The following is a 22,692-nucleotide window of genomic DNA, read 5'->3' as shown; positions in this document are numbered from 1 at the left end:
TAGCCTTTGTGCCTGATAGTATGCGGCTATGATGGCGCGCGGTGGTGTTGCCAGTGTTCGGCCATATCGAGGGCGGTTTGAATGGCGGTGAGCAGGCTGCAGTGGTCGGCGCGGCCGGTGCCGGCTAGGTCGAGAGCAGTGCCGTGATCGACTGAGGTGCGGATGAAGGGCAGGCCAAGGGTGATATTCACGCCTTGGCCGAAGGAGGCATATTTGAGTACGGGTAGGCCTTGGTCGTGATACATGGCGAGCACGGCGTCGGCATCTTTGAGCAGGAATGGCTGAAACAGGGTGTCGGCGGGATAGGGACCACGTACGTCGAGGCCTTGCTCGCGCAGGGATTGTAATTCGGGTTCAATGATTTGAATCTCTTCCCAGCCAAGATGACCTTGTTCGCCGGCATGGGGGTTTAACCCGGCCACGAGGATGGTGGGCTTAGTAATGCCGAATTTGGTTTGCAGGTCGGTGTGCAAAATGTGCAACACGGAGTGCAATAGCGGGCGGGTGATGGCGGCGGGGATGTCTTTGAGGGGGAGGTGGGTGGTGGCGAGGGCAACGCGCAGGCCGTTGCCGGCCAGCATCATGACGACTTGTTCGGTGTGGCTGATGGCGGCGAGGTATTCGGTGTGGCCGCTGAAGGGGATGCCGGCATCGTTGATGATGCCTTTGTGCAACGGGGCGGTTACCATGCCGGCAAATTCACCTTGGTGAATGCCTCTATAGGCACGATCGAGCAGGGAGAGTACGTAGCGGGCGTTGGAGGAGTTGAGTTGGCCGGTGTGGCAGGGTGCGGTGAGGGGAATGTGTAAAACTTCCAGTGCGCCAGGGGCAGGCGGATGGTTGGGGTGATAATCGGCAAGGGGGGTGTCGTAGCCGAGTTGACGGGCACGTTCGGCGAGGAGTTGTTTGTCGGCTAATACAACGCAGCGGCAGGGCAAAGCCTGCTGAGCTAAAGTAAGACAGATATCGGGGCCTATGCCGGCAGGCTCGCCGGAGGTGATGGCTAGAATAGGGGTGATGGACATGGTGAGGCTACCTGAAAATTAAAGATGGTAGGATTATAGCAGTTGGTAGTTAAGCAGATTTTTGATGGCGGATAATGCTTGTGTGCTAAATGAGGGTGTTAGTCAGGATAATTTATTGAGCAAAATAAAAGGATGCTACCTGAAGTAGCATCCTGAGATTTAGCTAGCCGTTAATTATTCGTCGGCGCCAGTGTAGGGGCGCACGTTAACGGTTTTACGGTTGTGTGCGCCTTTTACGGTAAATTCTACGTAGCCGTCCACTTTGGCAAACAGAGTATGGTCTTTACCCATACCTACGTTGTTGCCTGCATGAAACTTGGTGCCACGCTGGCGAACGATGATGGAACCGGCAGGAATCAGCTCGTTACCGTAGGCTTTTACGCCCAGGCGTTTGGCTTCTGAATCGCGGCCGTTGCGGGTGCTGCCGCCTGCTTTTTTACTTGCCATGTTTGATACTCCTGAATTAGGTTAAAAACTTAGGCGATGGCCACGATTTCAATTTGGGTGAAATTCTGGCGGTGGCTTTGGCGTTTCTGATAGTGTTTACGGCGGCGCATTTTGAAAATGCGGATTTTTTCGCCGCGGCCATGAGCCACTACCTTGGCTGTTACTTTTGCGCCTTCAATAAAAGGTGCGCCTACTTTTACAGACTCGCCGTCAGCAATCATCAAAACTTCAGTCAGTTCGATTTGGCTGTCGAGTTCGGCAGGTATCTGTTCTACTTTCAATTTTTCGCCAACAGCAACTTTGTATTGTTTGCCGCCGGTTTTTATGACCGCGTACATACTCAACTCCATGTGGGGTTATATCAAAGGGTTAATTTATCTGGTGTTCGATAATGTCTAGAACACAAGAACTGCGCATTCTATTGCATCTGTGGTTATCTTGTCAAAAGGTTATTTTCCTTTTGTAGTCTGATGACTGTGTTGTTGTTGGTAAAGAATGGGTCAAAAGATGTTTGACAAAGTTTTTTTTGAGGCGTATAGTTCGCATCTTCGCTGTCCCGCATGGCGCAATTTGTTTGTCGCCGGTTTGGTTCAGCAGCTCTTTAACAATCAGATTACCGATAAGTGTGGGTGTTTTACACCTGCACTGTTGAGAAGAAGACAAGACGATGTTTAACATTGTTCTGTCGATTTCTTTGAAGCAGACCAGAAGTTATTAAGTTAGAGATTGAACATAAGAGTTTGATCCTGGCTCAGATTGAACGCTGGCGGCATGCTTTACACATGCAAGTCGAACGGCAGCGGGGTAGTGCTTGCACTACTGTCCGGCGAGTGGCGAACGGGTGAGTAATATATCGGAACGTACCGAGTAATGGGGGATAACCAATCGAAAGATTGGCTAATACCGCATACGTCCTACGGGAGAAAGCGGGGGATCGCAAGACCTCGCGTTATTCGAGCGGCCGATAACTGATTAGCTAGTTGGTGGGGTAAAGGCCTACCAAGGCGACGATCAGTAGCGGGTCTGAGAGGACGATCCGCCACACTGGGACTGAGACACGGCCCAGACTCCTACGGGAGGCAGCAGTGGGGAATTTTGGACAATGGGGGCAACCCTGATCCAGCCATGCCGCGTGTATGAAGAAGGCCTTCGGGTTGTAAAGTACTTTTGTTAGGGAAGAAAAGGGAAGTGCTAATACCACTTTTTGCTGACGGTACCTAAAGAATAAGCACCGGCTAACTACGTGCCAGCAGCCGCGGTAATACGTAGGGTGCGAGCGTTAATCGGAATTACTGGGCGTAAAGCGAGCGCAGACGGTTATTTAAGCAGGATGTGAAATCCCCGGGCTTAACCTGGGAACTGCGTTCTGAACTGGATAGCTAGAGTGTGTCAGAGGGGGGTAGAATTCCACGTGTAGCAGTGAAATGCGTAGAGATGTGGAGGAATACCGATGGCGAAGGCAGCCCCCTGGGATAACACTGACGTTCATGCTCGAAAGCGTGGGTAGCAAACAGGATTAGATACCCTGGTAGTCCACGCCCTAAACGATGTCGATTAGCTGTTGGGCAACTTGATTGCTTAGTAGCGTAGCTAACGCGTGAAATCGACCGCCTGGGGAGTACGGTCGCAAGATTAAAACTCAAAGGAATTGACGGGGACCCGCACAAGCGGTGGATGATGTGGATTAATTCGATGCAACGCGAAGAACCTTACCTGGTCTTGACATGTACGGAACCTTCCAGAGACGGAAGGGTGCCTTCGGGAGCCGTAACACAGGTGCTGCATGGCTGTCGTCAGCTCGTGTCGTGAGATGTTGGGTTAAGTCCCGCAACGAGCGCAACCCTTGTCATTAGTTGCCATCATTTAGTTGGGCACTCTAATGAGACTGCCGGTGACAAACCGGAGGAAGGTGGGGATGACGTCAAGTCCTCATGGCCCTTATGACCAGGGCTTCACACGTCATACAATGGTCGGTACAGAGGGTAGCCAAGCCGCGAGGTGGAGCCAATCCCAGAAAACCGATCGTAGTCCGGATTGCACTCTGCAACTCGAGTGCATGAAGTCGGAATCGCTAGTAATCGCAGGTCAGCATACTGCGGTGAATACGTTCCCGGGTCTTGTACACACCGCCCGTCACACCATGGGAGTGGGGGATACCAGAAGCAGGTAGGGTAACCGCAAGGAGCCCGCTTGCCACGGTATGCTTCATGACTGGGGTGAAGTCGTAACAAGGTAGCCGTAGGGGAACCTGCGGCTGGATCACCTCCTTTCTAGAGAAAAAGTAGGGGTAGAGCATCCACACCTATCGGTAATCAGATACAGATGCGAAGAGAATGTTGGGTTTGTAGCTCAGCTGGTTAGAGCACACGCTTGATAAGCGTGGGGTCGGAGGTTCAAGTCCTCCCAGACCCACCAGTAGTCGTAGAGCGGAGCAGATCCGCCCAGGTACTGGGGGCATAGCTCAGTTGGTAGAGCACCTGCTTTGCAAGCAGGGGGTCATCGGTTCGATCCCGTTTGCCTCCACCACACAATACTTTCCAAATAAAAGTATGCTAAATATACGAGTAAGCTGCTGCATCTTGCAGTTTGCGCGGTAGTTTATTTTTATTTGCGAAGTCAAAACGCATCGATCTTTAACAAATTGGCAAGCCGAAATCAACAAACAAACGAAGTAGGGCTTATCTTTGAGATAAGTCATACAGAAATTTGGGTGATGATTGTATCGACCGAATCCTGAAACACAAAAGGCAGGATTCGGACACAACAAGCAGTAAGCTTTATCAAAGTAGAGGCCTTAAGCCCCAGCTGTAGTCAACGCAGCGCAGGCGAAGTCAAAAAGGCACTTCAAATGATAGAGTCAAGTGAATAAGTGCATCAGGTGGATGCCTTGGCGATGATAGGCGACGAAGGACGTGTAAGCCTGCGAAAAGCATCGGGGAGCTGGCAATAGAGCTTTGATCCGGTGATGTCCGAATGGGGAAACCCACACAGCAATGTGTATCCTAAGCTGAATACATAAGCTTAGAGAAGCGAACCCGGAGAACTGAACCATCTAAGTACCCGGAGGAAAAGAAATCAACCGAGATTCCGCAAGTAGTGGCGAGCGAACGCGGAGGAGCCTGTATGTGATAGTTGTCGGGATAGGAGAAGGAATTGGAAACTTCCGCCATAGTGGGTGATAGCCCCGTATCCGAAATTCCGGCAGTGGTACTAAGCATACGACAAGTAGGGCGGGACACGAGAAATCCTGTCTGAAGATGGGGGGACCATCCTCCAAGGCTAAATACTCATCATCGACCGATAGTGAACCAGTACCGTGAGGGAAAGGCGAAAAGAACCCCGGGAGGGGAGTGAAATAGAACCTGAAACCTGATGCATACAAACAGTGGGAGCACCTTATGGTGTGACTGCGTACCTTTTGTATAATGGGTCAACGACTTACATTCAGTAGCGAGCTTAACCGGATAGGGGAGGCGTAGGGAAACCGAGTCTTAATAGGGCGTCATAGTTGCTGGGTGTAGACCCGAAACCGAGTGATCTATCCATGGCCAGGTTGAAGGTGCCGTAACAGGTACTGGAGGACCGAACCCACGCATGTTGCAAAATGCGGGGATGAGCTGTGGATAGGGGTGAAAGGCTAAACAAACTCGGAGATAGCTGGTTCTCCCCGAAAACTATTTAGGTAGTGCCTCATGTATCACTTCCGGGGGTAAAGCACTGTTATGGCTAGGGGGTCATTGCGACTTACCAACCCATGGCAAACTCAGAATACCGGAAAGTGCAATCATGGGAGACAGACAGCGGGTGCTAACGTCCGTTGTCGAGAGGGAAACAACCCAGACCGCCAGCTAAGGTCCCAAATGATAGATTAAGTGGTAAACGAAGTGGGAAGGCTTAGACAGCCAGGATGTTGGCTTAGAAGCAGCCATCATTTAAAGAAAGCGTAATAGCTCACTGGTCGAGTCATCCTGCGCGGAAGATGTAACGGGGCTCAAATCTATAACCGAAGCTGCGGATGCACCTAGTGCATGGTAGGGGAGCGTTCTGTAGGCCTGAGAAGGTGTTTCGTAAGGAATGCTGGAGGTATCAGAAGTGCGAATGTTGACATGAGTAGCGATAAAGCGGGTGAAAAGCCCGCTCGCCGAAAGCCCAAGGTTTCCTGCGCAACGTTCATCGGCGCAGGGTGAGTCGGCCCCTAAGGCGAGGCAGAGATGCGTAGTCGATGGGAAACGGGTTAATATTCCCGTACTTGATTTAAGTGCGATGTGGGGACGGAGAAGGTTAGGTCAGCAAACTGTTGGAATAGTTTGTTCAAGCCGGTAGGTGGAAGGATTAGGCAAATCCGGTTCTTCATAACACCGAGAAGTGATAACGAGTATCTACGGATACGAAGTGACTGATACCACGCTTCCAGGAAAAGCCACTAAGCTCTAGCTTAAATCGAACCGTACCGCAAACCGACACAGGTGGGCAGGATGAGAATTCTAAGGCGCTTGAGAGAACTCGGGAGAAGGAACTCGGCAAATTGATACCGTAACTTCGGGAGAAGGTATGCCCTCTGAGGTGAAGGATTTACTCCGTAAGCTTTGGAGGGTCGCAGAGAATCGGTGGCTGCGACTGTTTATTAAAAACACAGCACTCTGCAAACACGAAAGTGGACGTATAGGGTGTGACGCCTGCCCGGTGCTGGAAGGTTAATTGAAGATGTGAGAGCATCGGATCGAAGCCCCAGTAAACGGCGGCCGTAACTATAACGGTCCTAAGGTAGCGAAATTCCTTGTCGGGTAAGTTCCGACCCGCACGAATGGCGTAACGATGGCCACACTGTCTCCTCCCGAGACTCAGCGAAGTTGAAGTGGTTGTGAAGATGCAATCTACCCGCTGCTAGACGGAAAGACCCCGTGAACCTTTACTGTAGCTTTGCATTGGACTTTGAAGTCACTTGTGTAGGATAGGTGGGAGGCTTAGAAGCAGAGACGCTAGTTTCTGTGGAGCCGTCCTTGAAATACCACCCTGGTGACTTTGAGGTTCTAACCCAGGTCCGTTAACCGGATCGGGGACCGTGCATGGTAGGCAGTTTGACTGGGGCGGTCTCCTCCCAAAGAGTAACGGAGGAGTTCGAAGGTTACCTAGGTCCGGTCGGAAATCGGACTGATAGTGCAATGGCAAAAGGTAGCTTAACTGCGAGACCGACAAGTCGAGCAGGTGCGAAAGCAGGACATAGTGATCCGGTGGTTCTGAATGGAAGGGCCATCGCTCAACGGATAAAAGGTACTCCGGGGATAACAGGCTGATTCCGCCCAAGAGTTCATATCGACGGCGGAGTTTGGCACCTCGATGTCGGCTCATCACATCCTGGGGCTGTAGTCGGTCCCAAGGGTATGGCTGTTCGCCATTTAAAGTGGTACGTGAGCTGGGTTTAAAACGTCGTGAGACAGTTTGGTCCCTATCTGCAGTGGGCGTTGGAAGTTTGACAGGGGCTGCTCCTAGTACGAGAGGACCGGAGTGGACGAACCTCTGGTGTACCGGTTGTCACGCCAGTGGCATCGCCGGGTAGCTAAGTTCGGGAAGGATAAGCGCTGAAAGCATCTAAGCGCGAAACCTGCCTGGAGATGAGACTTCCCTTGCGGTATAACCGCGCTGAAGAGTCGTTCTAGACCAGGACGTTGATAGGTGGGGTGTGGAAGCGCGGCAACGCGTGCAGCTAACCCATACTAATTGCTCGTGAGGCTTGACTCTATCATTTGAAGTGCTTTGCGGTGTAGAGACACCGGGAAGAGTACTCAATAGAATAAAGCTTACTGGAATCGATACACATTACCCGATTGTTTGGTTAGTAGCCGGACAGAACAGTTTGATTTGATTAACCGGAGTGACATTACCGGTGGCTTGACGATTTGTACAGTTTAAGTTTGGCGGCCATAGCGGTTTGGTCCCACGCCTTCCCATCCCGAACAGGACCGTGAAACGAACCAGCGCCGATGATAGTACGGATTACCCGTGCGAAAGTAGGACACTGCCAAACACCTATTTATGACACCCGCCTAACGGCGGGTGTCATTCTTTGTGGCGTAGAAGATAGATGTTCTACACAGTATTTGCCCATAAGAGGCTAACTGAAAGTTTAAGGTAGCCGCTTGAGCCTTGGATGAAAATTATTTGATCTGTGTATAGAGTTGGATATCCGGGGCTTTGGCAAAGCTTTATATCTAGTTTTATAAAAAACTGTTGGGATGTATGGGTACATTGGACTTCTGTACAGAATGCAGATTTTTATTTAATTTCATTTATTATTAAAAGGTTATGCTGGCAGATTAGATGGATGGTTCGGCAACTTTATATGAGCAAGTGTGCAAAATGCAATTATTTGTTATTTAAGGGTAAAACTAGTTGCGCTATGGATGGTGCTAACTTATAGTTGCGATTGGTAATACTTTTTTCACTAGACTTCAAGGAGTTAAAATTATGAAGAAGTTTTTATTCGTCATTGTTAGCTTGCTGAGTTTTTCTTGGGCATTAGCACAAGTTAATATTAATACTGCCACTGCACAAGAGCTACAAACCTTGAACGGTATCGGTCCGGCTAAAGCTGCTGCAATTGTGGAATATCGTACCGCTAACGGCCCGTTCAAATCTCCTGAAGACATTAAAAACGTGCGTGGTATCGGTAATGGCATTTATCAGAAGATTTCTTCAGAAATTACCGTTGGTAATGGCCAGACTGCCCGTACTCCGGCTGCTCGCCCTGCTACTCAACAGCAACAACCGCAACCAGCTGCCGCCAAACCGGCTACTCCGGCTGCTAAACCAGCTACTCCCGCAGCTAAACCATCTGCCAGCAAACCTGCCGCCACCCGTCCGGCTCCCAACAAACCAGCTGCTGCTAACCCCTAATAAGTATGAAATGCTTATACACCGCCTGCCATATTGCCGGCGGTGTTTTTATGTACGAAAGCGGGTACAATAAACACCGTTTTATTTGGAGAAAACTATGCCTAAGCACCACAAACTCATCATCCTCGGTTCCGGCCCCGCAGGTTACACCGCCGCCGTTTATGCCGCCCGCGCCAACCTCAATCCCGTCATCATCACCGGTTTGGAACAAGGCGGCCAACTCATGACCACCACAGAAGTGGATAACTGGCCTGCCGATGCCGACGGCGTACAGGGCCCCGAATTGATGGCGCGCTTCCTCGCCCATGCCGAACGCTTCGGCACGGAAATCGTTTTCGACCACATCCACACCGCACAACTGCAGCAACGCCCGTTCAAACTCATCGGTGATGCGGGCGAATACACCTGCGACGCACTCATCGTCGCCACCGGCGCATCGGCCAAATACCTCGGCCTGCCGAGCGAAGAAACCTTCGCCGGACGCGGCGTGTCCGCCTGCGCCACCTGCGACGGCTTCTTCTACAAAAAACAAGACGTAGCCGTAGTCGGCGGCGGCAACACCGCCGTGGAAGAAGCACTCTACCTGGCCAATATTGCCAACACCGTAACCCTGATACACCGCCGCGACAGCTTCCGTGCCGAAAAAATTATGGTGGACAAACTGATGCGCCGCGTGGAAGAGGGCAAAATCATCCTGAAAACCGAAGCTGTATTGGAAGAAGTATTGGGCGACGACAGCGGTGTAACTGGCGCGCGGTTGAAATTCAATGACGGCCACAGCGAAGACATCGCCGTCAAAGGCGTATTCATCGCCATCGGCCACAAACCCAATACCGACATCTTCAAAGGCCAGCTCGATATGGACGACGCAGGCTACCTGAAAACCAAAGGCGGCAGCGGCGACAACGTGGGCGCAACCAACATCGAAGGCATTTGGGCGGCGGGCGACGTGAAAGACCACACCTACCGCCAAGCCATCACCAGCGCGGCCTCCGGCTGCCAAGCCGCTCTCGATGCTGAACGCTGGCTCGACCGGCAACGTTAAATGCACTCAGGCTACCTGAAAAACGAAACCTCCGAAAGCCGTTTTAGCCTCGCAAAACTCAGCCTTGGTTATGCCAAGACATCGTTTTAACCACATTGGAGCTTGCGTTTTCAGGTAGCCTTTTAGCCTTACCGAATTTCAGGTAGCCTGCCTGCGATATTCCCCACCGGAAACAAGCGCGGCGGGTAACGATACAGGCTACCTGAAAACTCCAAACACCCTGTCCAAGCCATTTGCAGCCAATCCGGCCGCAGGGCACAGGCAAACGATTTGCCGACCCCAGCCTCCCCGCCATTTTTCAGGTAGCCCCCATGCCCACCGTTACCTTCTACACCCACGTTGCCGATTTAGAAACCTTCGCCTGCCGCCTGGCCAAACGCGCGGTCGAAGCCGGCTGCCGCGTGCTGGCTTGGTGCGGCGGCACGGAGCAGCTGGCAACCCTCGACCGCCAATTGTGGGCGTTTGAGGCCGAAAGCTTCCTGCCGCACGAAATCTGGCTGCCAAAAGAAAACCCGTGTCCGATAGAACCACCGATACTGCTGGCTGAAGGCGAAGCCCTGCCCACAGCAGAAAGCAGCCTGGTGGTGCTGAATTTATCGGCAGACTTGTGGAGCCATGCGCCGAATACGCCGGAGCGTGTGCTGGAAATCGTGGGCCGCAGCGAAACCCAGCTTGCTGCCGCCCGCCGCCGCTTTGCTGCCTACCGTAACGGCGGTTTCAAAATCGAACACCACAATATGCAGGGCAAAGCCTAGTTTTGTCCATCGTCCGCTTTGCCGGTCTGCTATAAAAACAGCCCATTTTCGGCTAAAATGCCGCCTTTCCCGCCTTCGGTTTTGCTGCCGGATTTTTCAGGTAGCCTGCAGGTGTGTCGCCCCCATTTCCAACATCATTTCACAATAAAATATGCAAAACGCAGAACAAATTGCCGCCGCCGGCATTGCCGCCATCCAAAACACCGCCGACCAGCAAGCCCTCGAACTCGTCAAAGCCCAGTACCTCGGCAAAACCGGCGAACTCAACGCCCTGCTCAAACAGCTCGGCAGCCTGCCGCCCGAAGAGAAAAAAACCGTCGGCGCGTTCATCAACGAATACAAGCAACGTTTCCAAGCCGCCTACGATGCCAAACGTGCCGAGCTGGCCGAAGCCAAACTGCAAGCCCAGCTTGCCGCCGAAGTACTCGATATTACCCTGCCCGGACGCACGCAGGAAAACGGCGGTCTGCATCCCGTAACCCTGACTTTGCAGCGCGTGGTCGAACTCTTTCACGGCATGGGTTTTGAAGTGGCAGACGGCCCGGAAATCGAAGACGATTTCCACAACTTTCAGGCTTTGAACATCCCTGCAAACCACCCGGCACGCGCTATGCAGGATACGTTCTACGTTGAAAACGGCGATGTTTTGCGTACGCACACTTCCCCGATTCAAATCCGCTACATGCTCGATAAAAAAGAGCCTCCCATCCGCATTATTGCCCCTGGCCGCGTCTATCGTGTGGACAGCGATGCTACGCACTCGCCCATGTTCCATCAAGCCGAAGGCCTGTGGGTGGAAGAGGGCGTAACTTTCGCCGATTTGAAAGCCGTGTTCACCGATTTCATCCGCCGCTTTTTCGAACGCGATGATTTGCAAGTACGTTTTCGCCCGTCTTTCTTTCCGTTTACAGAACCGTCCGCTGAAATCGACATCATGGGCGAAAACGGCAAATGGCTGGAAGTCGGTGGCTGCGGCATGGTGCATCCCAACGTGTTGAAAAACGTGAATATCGATCCCGAGAAATACACTGGTTTCGCCTTTGGTATCGGTCTCGATCGTTTTGCTATGTTGCGTTACAACGTGAACGATCTGCGACTGTTTTTTGATAACGATTTGAACTTTTTAAAGCAGTTTGCGAAATGATCGTGCAGGTTGTCTAAAAATCAAAAAGCTGTCGGCGCCGCAGAAAGCTGAATAAGGCTACCTGAAAGCAACAGCCCCAACAAAGTTAAAAACCAGCCTGCGCCCTAAACAAACAGGTCGTCTGAAAACAAAATCTGATAAAAAGTTAATTAGTTGATTGAGAACATAACATGCAATTCTCCTACTCATGGCTGAAAACCCAAGCCGATACCGAACTTTCCGCCGATAAGCTGGAACATCTGTTAACCATGTCCGGCTTGGAAGTGGAAGAAGCCGAGACTGCCGCGCCGGCTTTTACAGGCGTGGTGATTGCCGAAGTGAAATCCGTTGAAAAACATTCTGATGCCGACCGTTTGAACGTTACCCAAGTCGATGCGAGTACGGGCGAGCTGGTGCAGATTGTGTGCGGTGCGCCGAATGTGAAAGCGGGCATCAAAGTGCCGTGTTCGTTGCCGGGCGCGGTGTTGCCGGGCAATTTCAAAATCAAGCCGACCAAGATGCGCGGCGTGGTGTCGAACGGGATGTTGTGTTCTACCGATGAACTCGGTTTGCCCGACGACGGCGTGAACGGCCTGCACATTTTGCCGCAAGACGCTCCCGTCGGCGTAAACATCCGCGAATATCTGGATTTGGACGATACGGTATTCACGCTGAAAATCACGCCGAACCGTGCCGACTGCCTGAGCATCAAAGGCATTGCGCGCGAAGTGTCTGCGCTGACGGGTTGCGCGTTTAAGCAGCCTGCAATCCATGCCGCGCCAATCACGGGCAGCCGCAAACAGCCCGTGCAGATTGATGCGCCTGCCGATTGCGGCCGCTTTATCAGCCGCGTGATTGAAAACGTGAACGCGCGCGCTGTTACGCCGGATTGGATGAAGCAGCGTTTGGAGCGCAGCGGTATACGCAGTATTTCCGTGCTGGTGGATATTGGCAATTATGTGATGCTGGAAATCGGTCAGCCAATGCATGTTTTTGATGCCGACAAACTTTCAGGCAGCCTGCACATCCGCCGTGCGCGCGAAGGTGAAACGCTGGAATGCCTGAACGAGAAAACCGTCTCTCTGTCTGAAAACACGCTGGTAGTGGCCGACGAAAAAGGCGCGTTGAGTTTGGCAGGGCTGATGGGCGGCGCAGCGAGCGCGGTTTCAGACGACACACAAAATATCGTGCTGGAAGCGGCTTGGTTTGCGCCTGAAATCATCGCAGGGAAATCGCGCCAGTACGGTTTTGGCTCGGATTCGTCGTTCCGCTTTGAGCGCGGTGTGGATTACCGGTTGCAGGCCGATGCCATTGAGCGTGCCACCGAATTGGTTTTGCAAATCTGCGGCGGTGCGGCAGGCGAAATGGTGGAAGCGTTGGGCAGGCTACCTGAAAACAAACAGGTCGAATTGCGTTTGGGTCGTCTGAAAACCGTATTAGGCGTGGACATTCCCGCCGAACAGGTGGAAACCATTTTGCAGCACTTGGGCCTGCAACCTGAAAAAACGGCGGAAGGCTTCCGCGTTACCGCGCCGAGCTTCCGTTTCGACATCGAAATCGAAGCCGATTTGATTGAAGAAATCGGTCGCGTTTACGGCTATGAAAATATCCCCGACGATTACACGTCAGGTCGTCTGAAAATGCTGGCGCTGCCCGAAACCCGCCGTCCGCGTTTTGCCGTTTATAACGAAATGGCGGCGCGCGGCTACCGCGAAGTGGTCAGCTATGCCTTCGTTGACGAGCAGTGGGAACACGATTTTGCCGTCAACGCCAACCCCATCCGTCTGCAAAACCCGCTGGCGGCGCAGTATGCCGTGATGCGTTCCACGCTCATCGGCGGCTTGGTGGAAATTCTGCAAAACAATCTGAACCGCAAGCAAAACCGCGTGCGCGTGTTTGAAATCGCCCGCGTGTTCAGCAAAGGTTCAGACGGCCAGTTTGTACAAAACGAACGCATCGGCGGCCTGTGGTACGGCGCAGCGATGCCCGAACAATGGGGCGAAAAAACGCGCAACGCGGATTTTTACGACATCAAGGCCGATGTAGAAAATCTGTTGAAAAACAAAGCAGTTGAGTTCGTCAAAACCGAACATCCCGCGCTGCATCCCGGCCGCGCCGCCAATATCGTTTCAGACGGCCAGGTCATCGGCTTTGTCGGCGAATTGCATCCGAAATGGCTGCAAAAATACGACTTGCCGCAAGCGCCGCTGGTATTTGAAATCGACATGGCAGCAGTGTTGGAACGCGAAAAAACGCGCTATCAGGCAGTATCGAAATTCCAGCCGGTGCGCAGGGATTTGGCGTTTGTGGTGCCCGAAGTCACCACTTTCGAGCAGTTGCAGGCTGCTTCGCGCGGCGTTAAATCCGATTTGATTCAAGAAATTACATTGTTCGACGTATATCGTGGGGTAGGGCTACCTGAAAACATGAAGAGCATGGCAGTAAAAGTGATTTTGCAGGATGCAGAACGTACCTTGACGGATGATACGGTTGAAGAGATCGTGCATAAGTTGATTGCTGCTGCTGAAACTGTTGGTGCACATTTGCGATAGAATAGATAAGAACACGAAGCCGGCTGCTTGGTGTCAAGCAGCCGGCTTAGTTATATGAAATAAAATTTATTTGTTAATCATCGTGCAAGAAGATGATTTGCTTTGTGCCTCACTTACAGTTTTGCATTCGTAGACAGTGCCAGCAGCAGTAATATATAGTGACTTAGTATAGCCATTTTGTCTAGGCTGAAGGTATACGTAATACGTGTTGATGTCCGCACTATTTGTTAGAGCCGATACAAAATTATACCGACGGCCTGAGTCACTATTCTTACCATTGACTAGAGTAGCGAGCCCTGCAGTTGAGTAACTACCGTTATTACGTAGTTTATTCTGCCTCATTTGAGAAACTATATCTAATAAATGGTTTTTAGCAGCAGCTAAATGTGTTTTCTCAATATGAGCCTGATAAGAAGGCATTGCAATAGCAGCTAATATACCGATTATCGCTATAACAACCATCATTTCTACAAGTGAGAAACCTCTTCTAGTTTTCATTTCCATTGATCATTCCTGTTATTTGCCAGAATATTCAACGTAAGACTGTAATGTGACTACAGTATTATTGTTAGCTCCCCATGCGCGGGCCGTTACGCGGAAGACATTTTTATAGTTTTGGTCGGCAATTTCACCCAACCGTTCCACCATATAACAAGCATTATTAGTGTTAGACGACTGACTCTTTAAACAGTGCCTACCTTTGTTTGCTTCATTTAAATTGACAACGGAATCACTTCTTTTCCAAACAGGCGTAGAATCAGATGCTTTACCGCCACAAATGCCATCTGTACAAGAGTTACTATTGGCTACAGCAGTAAATGCTTTATTTTGCTCAGTTACAATACGTTGTTCACCATTCCGTAGGGCTTGTTCAGCGAGAGAGAAGGCATATTTCCTATCTGCATCATTTGAGCTAATACGCATTTCTGTATTGGTTGATTGCATGCTGGCAACAACAATTAGTGCAATAACCAGCATCATAATTAGTACGATGAATAGAGTATAGCCTTGTTGTTTTTGAGTTACGATTGATTGGCGCATACGTTTCCTCCACGAACATTAGCTCTAATTAAATATTGGTTAACGGTACCATATGTGTTTGCATCATCATTAAGCCGCAAGCGCATTTCAAGGATAGTTGGCAACATAGAAATACGAGTTACGTCAGGTGCATTTCCCAACGTCGTACGGTTACTAGAGAACGTTACAGAAGTATTGGTATTGTTGCAGCCTGCATATAATTGCTGGATACCCATTCCTTGGATGTTAGAAACCATCAATTGAGGGTTCCCCCATGAACCACTTGGAGTAAGAGTAAATCGATATAAAGCATCAGCTGTGGTGTTAACATTAGGAATTCGACCAATAACGTAGGCAACCCCATATACTTGGGATAGAGTGGTTTGAGGGAGATAAAAAACGTCAGGACCACTAAAGTGAGAAATAATTGATCCTCCACCGAAACCGGAGCCAATAACTAGGTCATTCCCATTATTGGTAAGGGCATTACCATTACCAATATACATGCGGCCACAAGAAGATAAAGCGATAGGGCCACCAGCATTAGCAACATCTCTTAATTCTTTAGGAGCATCCTTTGCTGTAGGATTGGTTACTTCTGTGACAGGAGTAAGATTTTGCCCGTATACGAAAATGAGTGCTGAAGAGGAGTTACTTGGTACGAACCCAGAAATATTAAATGTATTTTTAGCCGTGTTGGCATTCATTATACTAATTCCACTGTAAGCTGGATCATCTAGAACCAGTTTAAAATTTGCAGTATTAGATTGAAAGCCATCGGTAGAATGGGGCGATGTGGGCATCTGTTTTTGTACTAAATTCCCCATATTGAAACAACCAAAAGAGCCGGCCATTTGGGCGTCGCGGAGAATTAACTCTGAGGCATTGCGCAGGTCTTGCTGTGCAGCTAGACGGCTTTCAGAGTTTGTACGCATTCTACTGGTAATACCATATGTAATACCAATGGCAAGTAAAACAACCAATGCCAATGAGCTAGCAACCATGAATTCAATCAAAGTAAATCCATGTGGTTTTGCCTGAAAATTTGGAATATGTGGTTTGCTCTTTGGAGAGCGGCATAGATGATATTTCATAATAATTTAGTCTCCTACAACCGCACTATAGCTATAGTTAAAGTCATCGGAATTTTGAGTATCCCCATTACTTTCTGTCCATTTTACCTCGATTGTAGTAGTGGGCGTATCACCAGAGGTACTAGTAATTGCATATGAAATGCCGGTCGCATTGGGTAATGCATTTTGCAGTTCTGCAGTAAATGCATTTAGTTGGCAGGCGATGAGAGCCTTACGCTTTATGCCGGTTGCATTACCACATACGGTAATATCGACGGCAGATGATGTAGGAGTAATATTTTGTGTTGATTTATTATAGTCGGTGTAGGTGAATTTGGTTGTGGCAGCTGAGTGAGTGCCAATATTATTGATTACATCAGGGTTGCTTAACATACCAGCAGATAGGTTCTGTACGGCCTGAGCAACACGAGTTTGCATTTCTGCTTCACGGACGTTACCCACAGATTTTAATTGTGCAAGCATAAGAGCCATAATGCCAAATGCCATAATAAATACAGAAATGAGCACTTCTAATAGAGTACTACCTCGATTAAGATGTATCGGCTTTAATATGAATTTATGATTAGACATGCTGTTATTCCTTCAAGCTTTAAGATAAAGCACAATAGGTTGCATAACTGCTTGCAGTTAATGAATTGAACTCAGAAGGTGTCATATTCCCGTTGCAGGTGATTACACGACCACTTGGTGCAATTAAAGCCATACGGACATGCTTCCCATCACTCGCTGCTATTCTGATGTAGTTGGATGAGTATGTGTATTGGCCATTAGATTTACCAACACCAAAAGTACCATTGGGCATAAAAATAAAGCGATTCTTGTCGGTTATTGGGTTGCTAAGGGCAATATCAAGACTATTAATTGTTATTGACTCATTATTAATTAATACTGAGCGCAGATCCATGTCATTGCTAGAATTTACGATGCCACTTTCATAGTCATTATTACCATTTTTGTCGATAAATGCTAATAAGGAGTTTCCTCCTTTATCACAGCCATTATTGGGTTTAGCATCAGATTTCAGTTTAATACCACCACAAATGATAACAGGACTGTTTCTGCGTACAGCCTCAGTTCTAGCAAATCGGAAAATCGTTGTGATCTGGTTTATTCTATTACCAAGCTTTTGTGTGGCAATAAAATTACTCAAGTTCGGCATGGCAATTGCAGCCATAATTCCAATCAGGGTTAGGGTAATGAGCAATTCTATCAGGGTAAAGCCCTGTGTATGTTGTCGTGTCTTCATGGCCATCACTTTAAAATGGGAAATGGGGCACAAAAATAGGCAGATTGAGTAAGATTGTTCTTATTCTTCAGTAAAGTAAGTATGCCCAGTATGTACTGCATTGTCAAATTTGCTGAATTCGCCGGTAAAGACCAGCGGGATTTTGCCGGTGGGGCCGTTACGGTGTTTGCCGATGATGCATTCGGCCATGCCTTTTTTGTCGGTATCGGGGTGGTAGTATTCATCACGATACATGAACATAATCAGATCGGCATCCTGTTCGATGGCACCGGATTCGCGCAGGTCGGACATCATGGGGCGTTTGTCGGTGCGGGATTCAACAGTGCGCGACAGTTGTGAGAGGGCGATAATCGGAATATCCAACTCTCTGGCCAGCGATTTGAGCGAACGGGAGATTTCCCCCAATTCTGCTGCGCGGTTGTTGCTGTTGTGGCCGGTGCCGCTCATCAGCTGTAAGTAGTCGATAACCACTAGCCCCAATTTACCTTTTCTTCTGGCCAATCGGCGCACGCGAGCGCGGACTTCCAGCGAATTTAAGGCGGGGGTTTCGTCGATAAAGATGGGGGCGTCTGACAGTTTGTGTAGAGCGTCATTGAGCCTAGCCCAATGTTCGTCTTGCAATTGACCGGTTTTGAGTAAGCCCTGATCCAGCCTCCCAACCGAACCGAGCATACGCATTACCAGCTGCACCCCGCCCATTTCCATCGAGAAGATGGCAACGGGCAGGTGCGTACTGATAGCGACGTTTTCCGCGATATTCAATGAAAAAGCGGTTTTCCCCATTGCCGGCCTTCCAGCAACGATGATGAGATCGCCGCCGTGCAAACCGGCTATTTTTTTATCTAGATCGATGAATCCGGTTGGAATGCCGGTCACATCGTCTTTATTTTCCCTTGAGTAAGCCTTATCGATTTTGGCGACGGCTTCTTTCAGCATGGCAGGCATCTCTAAGAATTCGTGTTGCACTCTGCTGGTGCTTTCAGCGATTTTAAAGATTTTGGCTTCCGCCTCGTCCAACATCTGTTTGACGTCCCTACCTTGCGGATTGTAAGCATTTCTAGCAATCTCTGTGCCAGCTTGTGCGAGTTGTCGCATGATGGAACGGCTACGCACGATTTCGGCATAGCGGGAGATATTGATGGCAGAGGCAGTATTTTGTGCCAAATCCACTAGATAGCCGAAGCCACCGGCTTCTTCCAGCACTTCTTCACGTTGCAACACCTCTTCCACGGTAATGGTGTCGGCCGGACGGTTGCGTTCGGCCAGGTGGGCTATGGCGCGGAAAATCAGGCGGTGTTCGTAGCGGTAGAAGTCTTCTTCCGAGATGGTGCCGGCAATGCGGTCCCAGGCGGAGGAATCCACCATCAGCCCGCCCAATACCGACTGTTCGGCTTCCATCGAGTGTGGTGGCAGAGCTAGGCTTTCGTTGCTTTGGTCTTGAATATCCATAATAGTTTGTTGCGACAGGAAAATAGAGGCTACCTGAAAAAATATCATTACTTAAATGCGCGGCTTAAGGCTACCTGAAAAGGGTCAAAATCTTTGCAGACCTAGTTTGGGGTACGTTTCTACGCACCACACTTCTCGAACGTTTGGAAAAGATTGAAATATTATCCGCGCATTTCCGTTTTCGCTTGCGTTGAACTGTGCTCAAGCCATGCAGCTTGCAAAGGATTGAGGCTACCTGAAAACCGGTGTGCACTCATTTTTCAGGTAGCCTGTGAAGTGTGCCCTAAGCGAGCCAGCATACTGACAAATTCCGTCACTTTTTTGCATGTGCACAGAAAGCAGGTTGGTACTGTTACGCCTAAACTAGGCTCATGCACAGAGAGTAAACAGACTATTCAGCTGTCGGCACCATAATTCGGTTGCACCAATGCGCACACTGGGCGGTGGCGGCGGCTGCGGTGACGGCGGCCGGGGATGCGGCCGCATTCCTGTTCGGGGCTGTCGGCATGGCTACTGCGTGCGGAGGATTTGCTGCGGCTGTCTGCATTACGGCCACGGCGGCTGTTGCGTGCTTCACGCGGCTCGCGCGTGTCGCGCGAGGAATGTTCGGCAGCGGGGCGGCTGCCTTCCTGTTGATGTTGCCACCAGCGCGGTTCGAAGCCTTCAATCCGCTCCACCGGCAGTTCTTTGCCGATGAGTTCTTTAATGGCTTCAAACATTTTCTGCTCGTCTTCGTCCATCAGCGAGATGGCCACGCCCTCGGCGCCGGCGCGGCCGGTACGGCCGATACGGTGCACATAGTCTTCGGCCTGGGTGGGCATTTCGTAGTTGATCACGAATGGCAGCTCGGCGATGTCCAACCCGCGCGCGGCTACGTCGGTGGCCACCAGCACGCGCAGTTCGCCGGCCTTGAAGGCGTTGAGCGTTTCCAAGCGTGTTTGCTGCGATTTATCGCCGTGAATTGGCGCCACGCTGAGGCCGCGCCGTTTTAGGTCGCGGGCTACCTGATCGACGCTCTGCTTGGTTTTGCAGAACACGATTACCTGATTGATGTGCAAATCCACAATCAGCCGCTCCAGCAGGTTGCGCTTCTGGGCGGTATCGATGGCGATGATGTGCTGCTCGACGCTGGCGCTGGCGGTGTTCTGCGGCGCGGTTTGCACCTGCTCGGGTCGGTTCATAAAATCCTGCGCCAGCTTGCGGATGGGCGGCGAGAAAGTGGCGGAAAACAGCAGGGTTTGACGCTGTTTGGGCAAAAGCTGCATGATACGGCGGATGTCATCGATGAAGCCCATGTCGAGCATGCGGTCGGCTTCGTCGAGCACCACGATTTCCACTTTATCCAGTCGGATATTTTTTTGCTGCACGTGATCCAGCAGGCGGCCCACGGTGGCCACCACGATTTCGCAGCCGGCGCGCAGGTCGGCAGTTTGTTTGTCCATATTCATGCCGCCAAACAGCACGGTGTGGCGCAGCGGCAGGTTTTTGATGTAGGCGGCGGTGTTTTGGTCGATTTGGTCGGCCAGCTCGCGGGTGGGGGTGAGCACCAGCATGCGCACCGGGTGCATGGCGGGCGAGGTGCTGGTGGTGGCGTAGCGGCGCAGGCGCTCCAGGCTGGGTAGCATGAAGGCGGCGGTTTTGCCTGTACCTGTTTGGGCGGCGGCCAGCAGATCGTGGCCGGCCAGCACTTTGGGGATGGCGGCGGTTTGGATGGCGGTGGGCTGCTCGTAGCCCTGGTCGGCCAGTGCGGCAGTGATTTCGGCGGAAAGGCCGAGATTGGTAAAGGGATTGTTCATATTTGCTCCGTGTGGCAGCTGCGCGGTGGGTGGCTGCGGGGAATGGGGATGGGCTTTGGCGGCAGTTTGGATGAATTTGGCCGGCAAAGGCTGAAGGCTACCTGAAAATATAGGCGGTAACGAAGTTAAAGCAGGCCGGCGATACGCTTGAGTTGTGCGCAAACCGGCACGATAAAATGCCACGAAAAGTGTTTCAAGAGTAGGCGGTTGCAGGGAAACCCGGCCGGAGGCTACCTGAAAGCGTGGGCTTCAACGAAATTCAAATAAAAGGCCGGCAATGCAAGATGCCGAACAAGCCGTATTGTGCCTGAAAAACCGGTTTTCAGGTAGCCTTTGCCGCGGCCTATTTCCAGATTTGCCGCGCATTCTGGCGCAGGTAGTCGGCATCGGAGAAGGTGGTGATCAGATGCGGTTTGAGGGCGATGAAGATGGCCGACAGCAGGCCGGTGAGGAAGGCTTCGCCCCAGGCAATCAGAAAGAACACCGGCAGCACGGAATTTAGCAGGATGGCGGTGGGAAAAGTTCCAGCCAAATACAGCAACACTCCGTTGGCCGCTGCGCTGAGCAAGATACCGGCCGCGGCGGCGAAAAAGCCGTTGAGAAAGATGTAGATAAACAGGTTGCGCGGCAGCCGCCGCACGATTTGCCGCGCCAGCGCCACGCCGGCCAGCGGCGGCACAATGCCGGCCAAAACTGTTAGCCCCGCCACGCTCAAATCGCCCACGCCTTGCCACAGCCAGATATAGGGCAACAGCAGCAATACGGCCAGGCAGAACGCTGCCGGAATGTCCACCATCAAGGCCAGCAAGCCGATACCCAGCAAATGGTAGCTCAACCCGCCCAGCATTCCGCCGGCCGGTGCGGCGCGCAGGCTCCAGCACAGCGCCATGATCAGCAGCCCAACCCACGCCGCTTGGCGGTGCGTGCGCCATGTTGCCAAGGCCGGGCGCAGGGCAGCGGCAAACAATAGCAGGCACAGCACATCGGCGGCCAGCAACCAAGGCAGGGGAAACCAGTGAGCGGGGAAATTCATGGGGTTAGCAGCTCAGATTTGCCAATCAATCGGTGGCAGGCCGTGCTGTTGCAAATAGGCGTTGGCTTGCGAGAAATGGCGGCAGCCGAAGAAGCCGCGGTGGGCGGAGAGCGGCGAGGGGTGCGGCGCGGTGAGTACCAGATGGCGGGAGCGGTTGATAATAGCGCCTTTTTTCTGCGCATGGCTGCCCCACAGCATGAATACCAAGTGTTCGCGCCCTTCGTTGAGCACGGCAATCACATGGTCGGTGAAGGTTTCCCAGCCCAGCGCGGCGTGGGAATGAGCCTGGCCGGCGCGCACGGTGAGCACGGTGTTGAGCAGCAGCACGCCCTGCTCCGCCCAGCTTTGCAGGTAGCCGTGTTTGGGGATTTGGAAACCAGGGATGTCTTGCGCCAACTCTTTGTAAATATTAACCAATGATGGCGGAACGGCCACGCCTTCGCGCACGGAAAAGGCCAGCCCGTGCGCCTGATTCGCACCGTGGTACGGGTCTTGCCCGAGGATGACCACGCGCACCCGGCCGAATTCGGTGGCACGGAAGGCGTTGAACACGTCGGCGGCGGGCGGGTACACAATCTGCCCGGCTTCGCGCTCGTGGTGCACGCTGTGGATAATGTGTTGGAAATAGGGCTGCTGTTTTTCCGCACCGATGGCTTCGTGCCAAGTTTGCATGGGGTTTCCTTGAGAGATGGGGAGAGGCTACCTGAAAACAGAAAACGCTATTTTCAGGTAGCCTTATTGGTTTACATCAGCCAGCCTGTTGGGGTAACAGATCGGTTTTCACGCAGACGTAGGAAGCCAGCGATAACACGGAACACATACCAAGCTCCCACTAAAGGCAAAATTAGGAAGCCAACAAGCACAAATAGCAAAACGTAGCCAATAGCACTGCCAATGACCGTTATCCAAAAAGTTTTCAACAAAAATTGAATGTGATCGAAATAAATCGTACCGCGCAGCTCATTGCGTTTAGCGTAAGCCATAATGACACCGCCCAAAGTAGGCACAATGCCAAAGCCGAACATACCCAACGCATACAATGCGTAGATAACGTAAAGATAGGACACATTGCGCTCTTCTCGCGACATATTTGCCAAATCGGGTACAGCGAGCTCCGCAATGGGATCAAACGGCTTGCCGCCACGTTCCGACTGTTTATTATCCATCATTCATTCCTTAATATTTTGATTATATTGTGTATTTAGTTATACGG

18 protein-coding genes, 2 tRNA genes and 3 rRNA genes are annotated in these 22,692 nt (G+C 51.2%); 10 read left to right on the top strand and 13 right to left on the bottom strand.

The genetic code is table 11. From position 1 onward, the window contains the following. Window positions 1-26: 26 nt before the first annotated feature. The 3 genes from pdxA to rplU all read right to left on the bottom strand — a co-directional run bounded on the left by pdxA (window position 27) and on the right by rplU (window position 1,810). Window positions 27-1,025 carry a 4-hydroxythreonine-4-phosphate dehydrogenase PdxA gene (pdxA, locus tag CKV94_RS03320; protein WP_003823424.1) on the bottom strand — a complete coding sequence of 333 codons (999 nt, stop codon included), beginning with the start codon at window positions 1,023-1,025 and terminating at the stop codon, window positions 27-29. Window positions 1,026-1,199: 174 nt separating this feature from the next. Next, entirely contained in the window at window positions 1,200-1,472 is a 273-nt protein-coding gene (gene rpmA / locus CKV94_RS03315) for a 50S ribosomal protein L27 (RefSeq protein ID WP_003823422.1), read from the bottom strand. Window positions 1,473-1,501: 29 nt separating this feature from the next. After that, window positions 1,502-1,810, bottom strand: coding sequence for a 50S ribosomal protein L21 (gene rplU, locus CKV94_RS03310; RefSeq protein WP_095114592.1), 309 nt, complete (start codon window positions 1,808-1,810; stop codon window positions 1,502-1,504). Window positions 1,811-2,200: 390 nt separating this feature from the next. On the opposite strand from rplU, the gene CKV94_RS03305 reads away from it, so the two are divergent. The 10 genes from CKV94_RS03305 to pheT all read left to right on the top strand — a co-directional run bounded on the left by CKV94_RS03305 (window position 2,201) and on the right by pheT (window position 13,841). Continuing rightward, window positions 2,201-3,742 (top strand): 16S ribosomal RNA (locus CKV94_RS03305). Window positions 3,743-3,810: 68 nt separating this feature from the next. Further along, a tRNA-Ile gene (locus CKV94_RS03300) sits at window positions 3,811-3,887 on the top strand. A gap of 35 nt (window positions 3,888-3,922) precedes the next feature. Next, a tRNA-Ala gene (locus CKV94_RS03295) sits at window positions 3,923-3,998 on the top strand. A gap of 329 nt (window positions 3,999-4,327) precedes the next feature. Then, window positions 4,328-7,211: ribosomal RNA gene (locus CKV94_RS03290) — 23S ribosomal RNA — on the top strand. A gap of 172 nt (window positions 7,212-7,383) precedes the next feature. After that, window positions 7,384-7,497: ribosomal RNA gene (gene rrf, locus CKV94_RS03285) — 5S ribosomal RNA — on the top strand. Together the 16S, 23S and 5S rRNA genes with 2 tRNA genes alongside form the textbook arrangement of a ribosomal RNA operon. Window positions 7,498-7,937: 440 nt before the next feature. Then, the gene (locus CKV94_RS03280) at window positions 7,938-8,366 is read left to right on the top strand and encodes a ComEA family DNA-binding protein (protein WP_003824819.1); all 429 of its coding nucleotides are present in this window, start codon (window positions 7,938-7,940) and stop codon (window positions 8,364-8,366) included. Window positions 8,367-8,463: 97 nt separating this feature from the next. Beyond that, window positions 8,464-9,411, top strand: a complete 948-nt coding sequence (trxB, locus tag CKV94_RS03275) for a thioredoxin-disulfide reductase (protein WP_003824821.1) — start codon at window positions 8,464-8,466, stop codon at window positions 9,409-9,411. 311 nt (window positions 9,412-9,722) lie between these two features. Further along, complete coding sequence (locus CKV94_RS03270; protein WP_035581275.1) at window positions 9,723-10,166, top strand: DNA polymerase III subunit chi; 444 nt, start codon at window positions 9,723-9,725, stop codon at window positions 10,164-10,166. Window positions 10,167-10,317: 151 nt separating this feature from the next. Continuing rightward, a complete protein-coding gene (gene pheS, locus CKV94_RS03265; protein ID WP_003824824.1) occupies window positions 10,318-11,310 on the top strand; it encodes a phenylalanine--tRNA ligase subunit alpha in 993 nt (330 codons plus the stop codon). 170 nt (window positions 11,311-11,480) lie between these two features. After that, a complete protein-coding gene (gene pheT, locus CKV94_RS03260) occupies window positions 11,481-13,841 on the top strand; it encodes a phenylalanine--tRNA ligase subunit beta (RefSeq protein ID WP_003824825.1) in 2,361 nt (786 codons plus the stop codon). 66 nt (window positions 13,842-13,907) lie between these two features. Here the strand turns inward: pheT and CKV94_RS03255 are convergent, their stop codons facing one another. The 10 genes from CKV94_RS03255 to CKV94_RS03210 form a co-directional block, all read right to left on the bottom strand. Beyond that, entirely contained in the window at window positions 13,908-14,345 is a 438-nt protein-coding gene (locus CKV94_RS03255; RefSeq protein ID WP_049257746.1) for a type IV pilin protein, read from the bottom strand. Window positions 14,346-14,357: 12 nt separating this feature from the next. Next, window positions 14,358-14,882 (bottom strand): pilus assembly PilX family protein, encoded by a 525-nt coding sequence (locus tag CKV94_RS03250; RefSeq protein ID WP_035581278.1) that lies wholly within the window; start codon window positions 14,880-14,882, stop codon window positions 14,358-14,360. Continuing rightward, entirely contained in the window at window positions 14,864-15,955 is a 1,092-nt protein-coding gene (locus CKV94_RS03245) for a PilW family protein (protein WP_003824829.1), read from the bottom strand. Before CKV94_RS03245 ends, CKV94_RS03250 begins: the two co-directional genes overlap by 19 nt. A 6-nt stretch (window positions 15,956-15,961) precedes the next feature. After that, window positions 15,962-16,525, bottom strand: a complete 564-nt coding sequence (gene pilV / locus CKV94_RS03240) for a type IV pilus modification protein PilV (protein WP_049257748.1) — start codon at window positions 16,523-16,525, stop codon at window positions 15,962-15,964. A gap of 19 nt (window positions 16,526-16,544) precedes the next feature. After that, entirely contained in the window at window positions 16,545-17,201 is a 657-nt protein-coding gene (locus CKV94_RS03235) for a GspH/FimT family pseudopilin (protein ID WP_141744157.1), read from the bottom strand. A 60-nt stretch (window positions 17,202-17,261) separates the two neighbouring features. Next, the gene (dnaB, locus tag CKV94_RS03230) at window positions 17,262-18,650 is read right to left on the bottom strand and encodes a replicative DNA helicase (protein ID WP_023887936.1); all 1,389 of its coding nucleotides are present in this window, start codon (window positions 18,648-18,650) and stop codon (window positions 17,262-17,264) included. A gap of 395 nt (window positions 18,651-19,045) precedes the next feature. Then, entirely contained in the window at window positions 19,046-20,446 is a 1,401-nt protein-coding gene (locus CKV94_RS03225) for a DEAD/DEAH box helicase (RefSeq protein WP_003824832.1), read from the bottom strand. A 343-nt stretch (window positions 20,447-20,789) separates the two neighbouring features. Next, complete coding sequence (locus CKV94_RS03220; protein WP_003824834.1) at window positions 20,790-21,479, bottom strand: energy-coupling factor ABC transporter permease; 690 nt, start codon at window positions 21,477-21,479, stop codon at window positions 20,790-20,792. Window positions 21,480-21,491: 12 nt separating this feature from the next. Next, window positions 21,492-22,151 carry a uracil-DNA glycosylase gene (gene ung, locus CKV94_RS03215; protein ID WP_003824836.1) on the bottom strand — a complete coding sequence of 220 codons (660 nt, stop codon included), beginning with the start codon at window positions 22,149-22,151 and terminating at the stop codon, window positions 21,492-21,494. 71 nt (window positions 22,152-22,222) lie between these two features. After that, a complete protein-coding gene (locus tag CKV94_RS03210) occupies window positions 22,223-22,648 on the bottom strand; it encodes a DUF4870 family protein (RefSeq protein ID WP_003824837.1) in 426 nt (141 codons plus the stop codon). Between the last annotated feature and the right edge of the window lie 44 nt (window positions 22,649-22,692).

The organism is Eikenella corrodens, assembly GCF_900187105.1.
Lineage (GTDB): Bacteria > Pseudomonadota > Gammaproteobacteria > Burkholderiales > Neisseriaceae > Eikenella > Eikenella corrodens.
The sequence above is the reverse complement of the archived record's forward strand: the minus strand, read 5'-3'. Positions and strand labels throughout refer to the sequence as shown.

Coding starts and splice junctions, on each gene's coding strand:
- pdxA (WP_003823424.1), bottom strand. CDS start 1,025: ATGTCCATCACCCCTATTCTAGCCATCACCTCCGGCGAGCCTGCCGGC.
- rpmA (WP_003823422.1), bottom strand. CDS start 1,472: ATGGCAAGTAAAAAAGCAGGCGGCAGCACCCGCAACGGCCGCGATTCA.
- rplU (WP_095114592.1), bottom strand. CDS start 1,810: ATGTACGCGGTCATAAAAACCGGCGGCAAACAATACAAAGTTGCTGTT.
- CKV94_RS03280 (WP_003824819.1), top strand. CDS start 7,938: ATGAAGAAGTTTTTATTCGTCATTGTTAGCTTGCTGAGTTTTTCTTGG.
- trxB (WP_003824821.1), top strand. CDS start 8,464: ATGCCTAAGCACCACAAACTCATCATCCTCGGTTCCGGCCCCGCAGGT.
- CKV94_RS03270 (WP_035581275.1), top strand. CDS start 9,723: ATGCCCACCGTTACCTTCTACACCCACGTTGCCGATTTAGAAACCTTC.
- pheS (WP_003824824.1), top strand. CDS start 10,318: ATGCAAAACGCAGAACAAATTGCCGCCGCCGGCATTGCCGCCATCCAA.
- pheT (WP_003824825.1), top strand. CDS start 11,481: ATGCAATTCTCCTACTCATGGCTGAAAACCCAAGCCGATACCGAACTT.
- CKV94_RS03255 (WP_049257746.1), bottom strand. CDS start 14,345: ATGGAAATGAAAACTAGAAGAGGTTTCTCACTTGTAGAAATGATGGTT.
- CKV94_RS03250 (WP_035581278.1), bottom strand. CDS start 14,882: ATGCGCCAATCAATCGTAACTCAAAAACAACAAGGCTATACTCTATTC.
- CKV94_RS03245 (WP_003824829.1), bottom strand. CDS start 15,955: ATGAAATATCATCTATGCCGCTCTCCAAAGAGCAAACCACATATTCCA.
- pilV (WP_049257748.1), bottom strand. CDS start 16,525: ATGTCTAATCATAAATTCATATTAAAGCCGATACATCTTAATCGAGGT.
- CKV94_RS03235 (WP_141744157.1), bottom strand. CDS start 17,201: ATGAAGACACGACAACATACACAGGGCTTTACCCTGATAGAATTGCTC.
- dnaB (WP_023887936.1), bottom strand. CDS start 18,650: ATGGATATTCAAGACCAAAGCAACGAAAGCCTAGCTCTGCCACCACAC.
- CKV94_RS03225 (WP_003824832.1), bottom strand. CDS start 20,446: ATGAACAATCCCTTTACCAATCTCGGCCTTTCCGCCGAAATCACTGCC.
- CKV94_RS03220 (WP_003824834.1), bottom strand. CDS start 21,479: ATGAATTTCCCCGCTCACTGGTTTCCCCTGCCTTGGTTGCTGGCCGCC.
- ung (WP_003824836.1), bottom strand. CDS start 22,151: ATGCAAACTTGGCACGAAGCCATCGGTGCGGAAAAACAGCAGCCCTAT.
- CKV94_RS03210 (WP_003824837.1), bottom strand. CDS start 22,648: ATGATGGATAATAAACAGTCGGAACGTGGCGGCAAGCCGTTTGATCCC.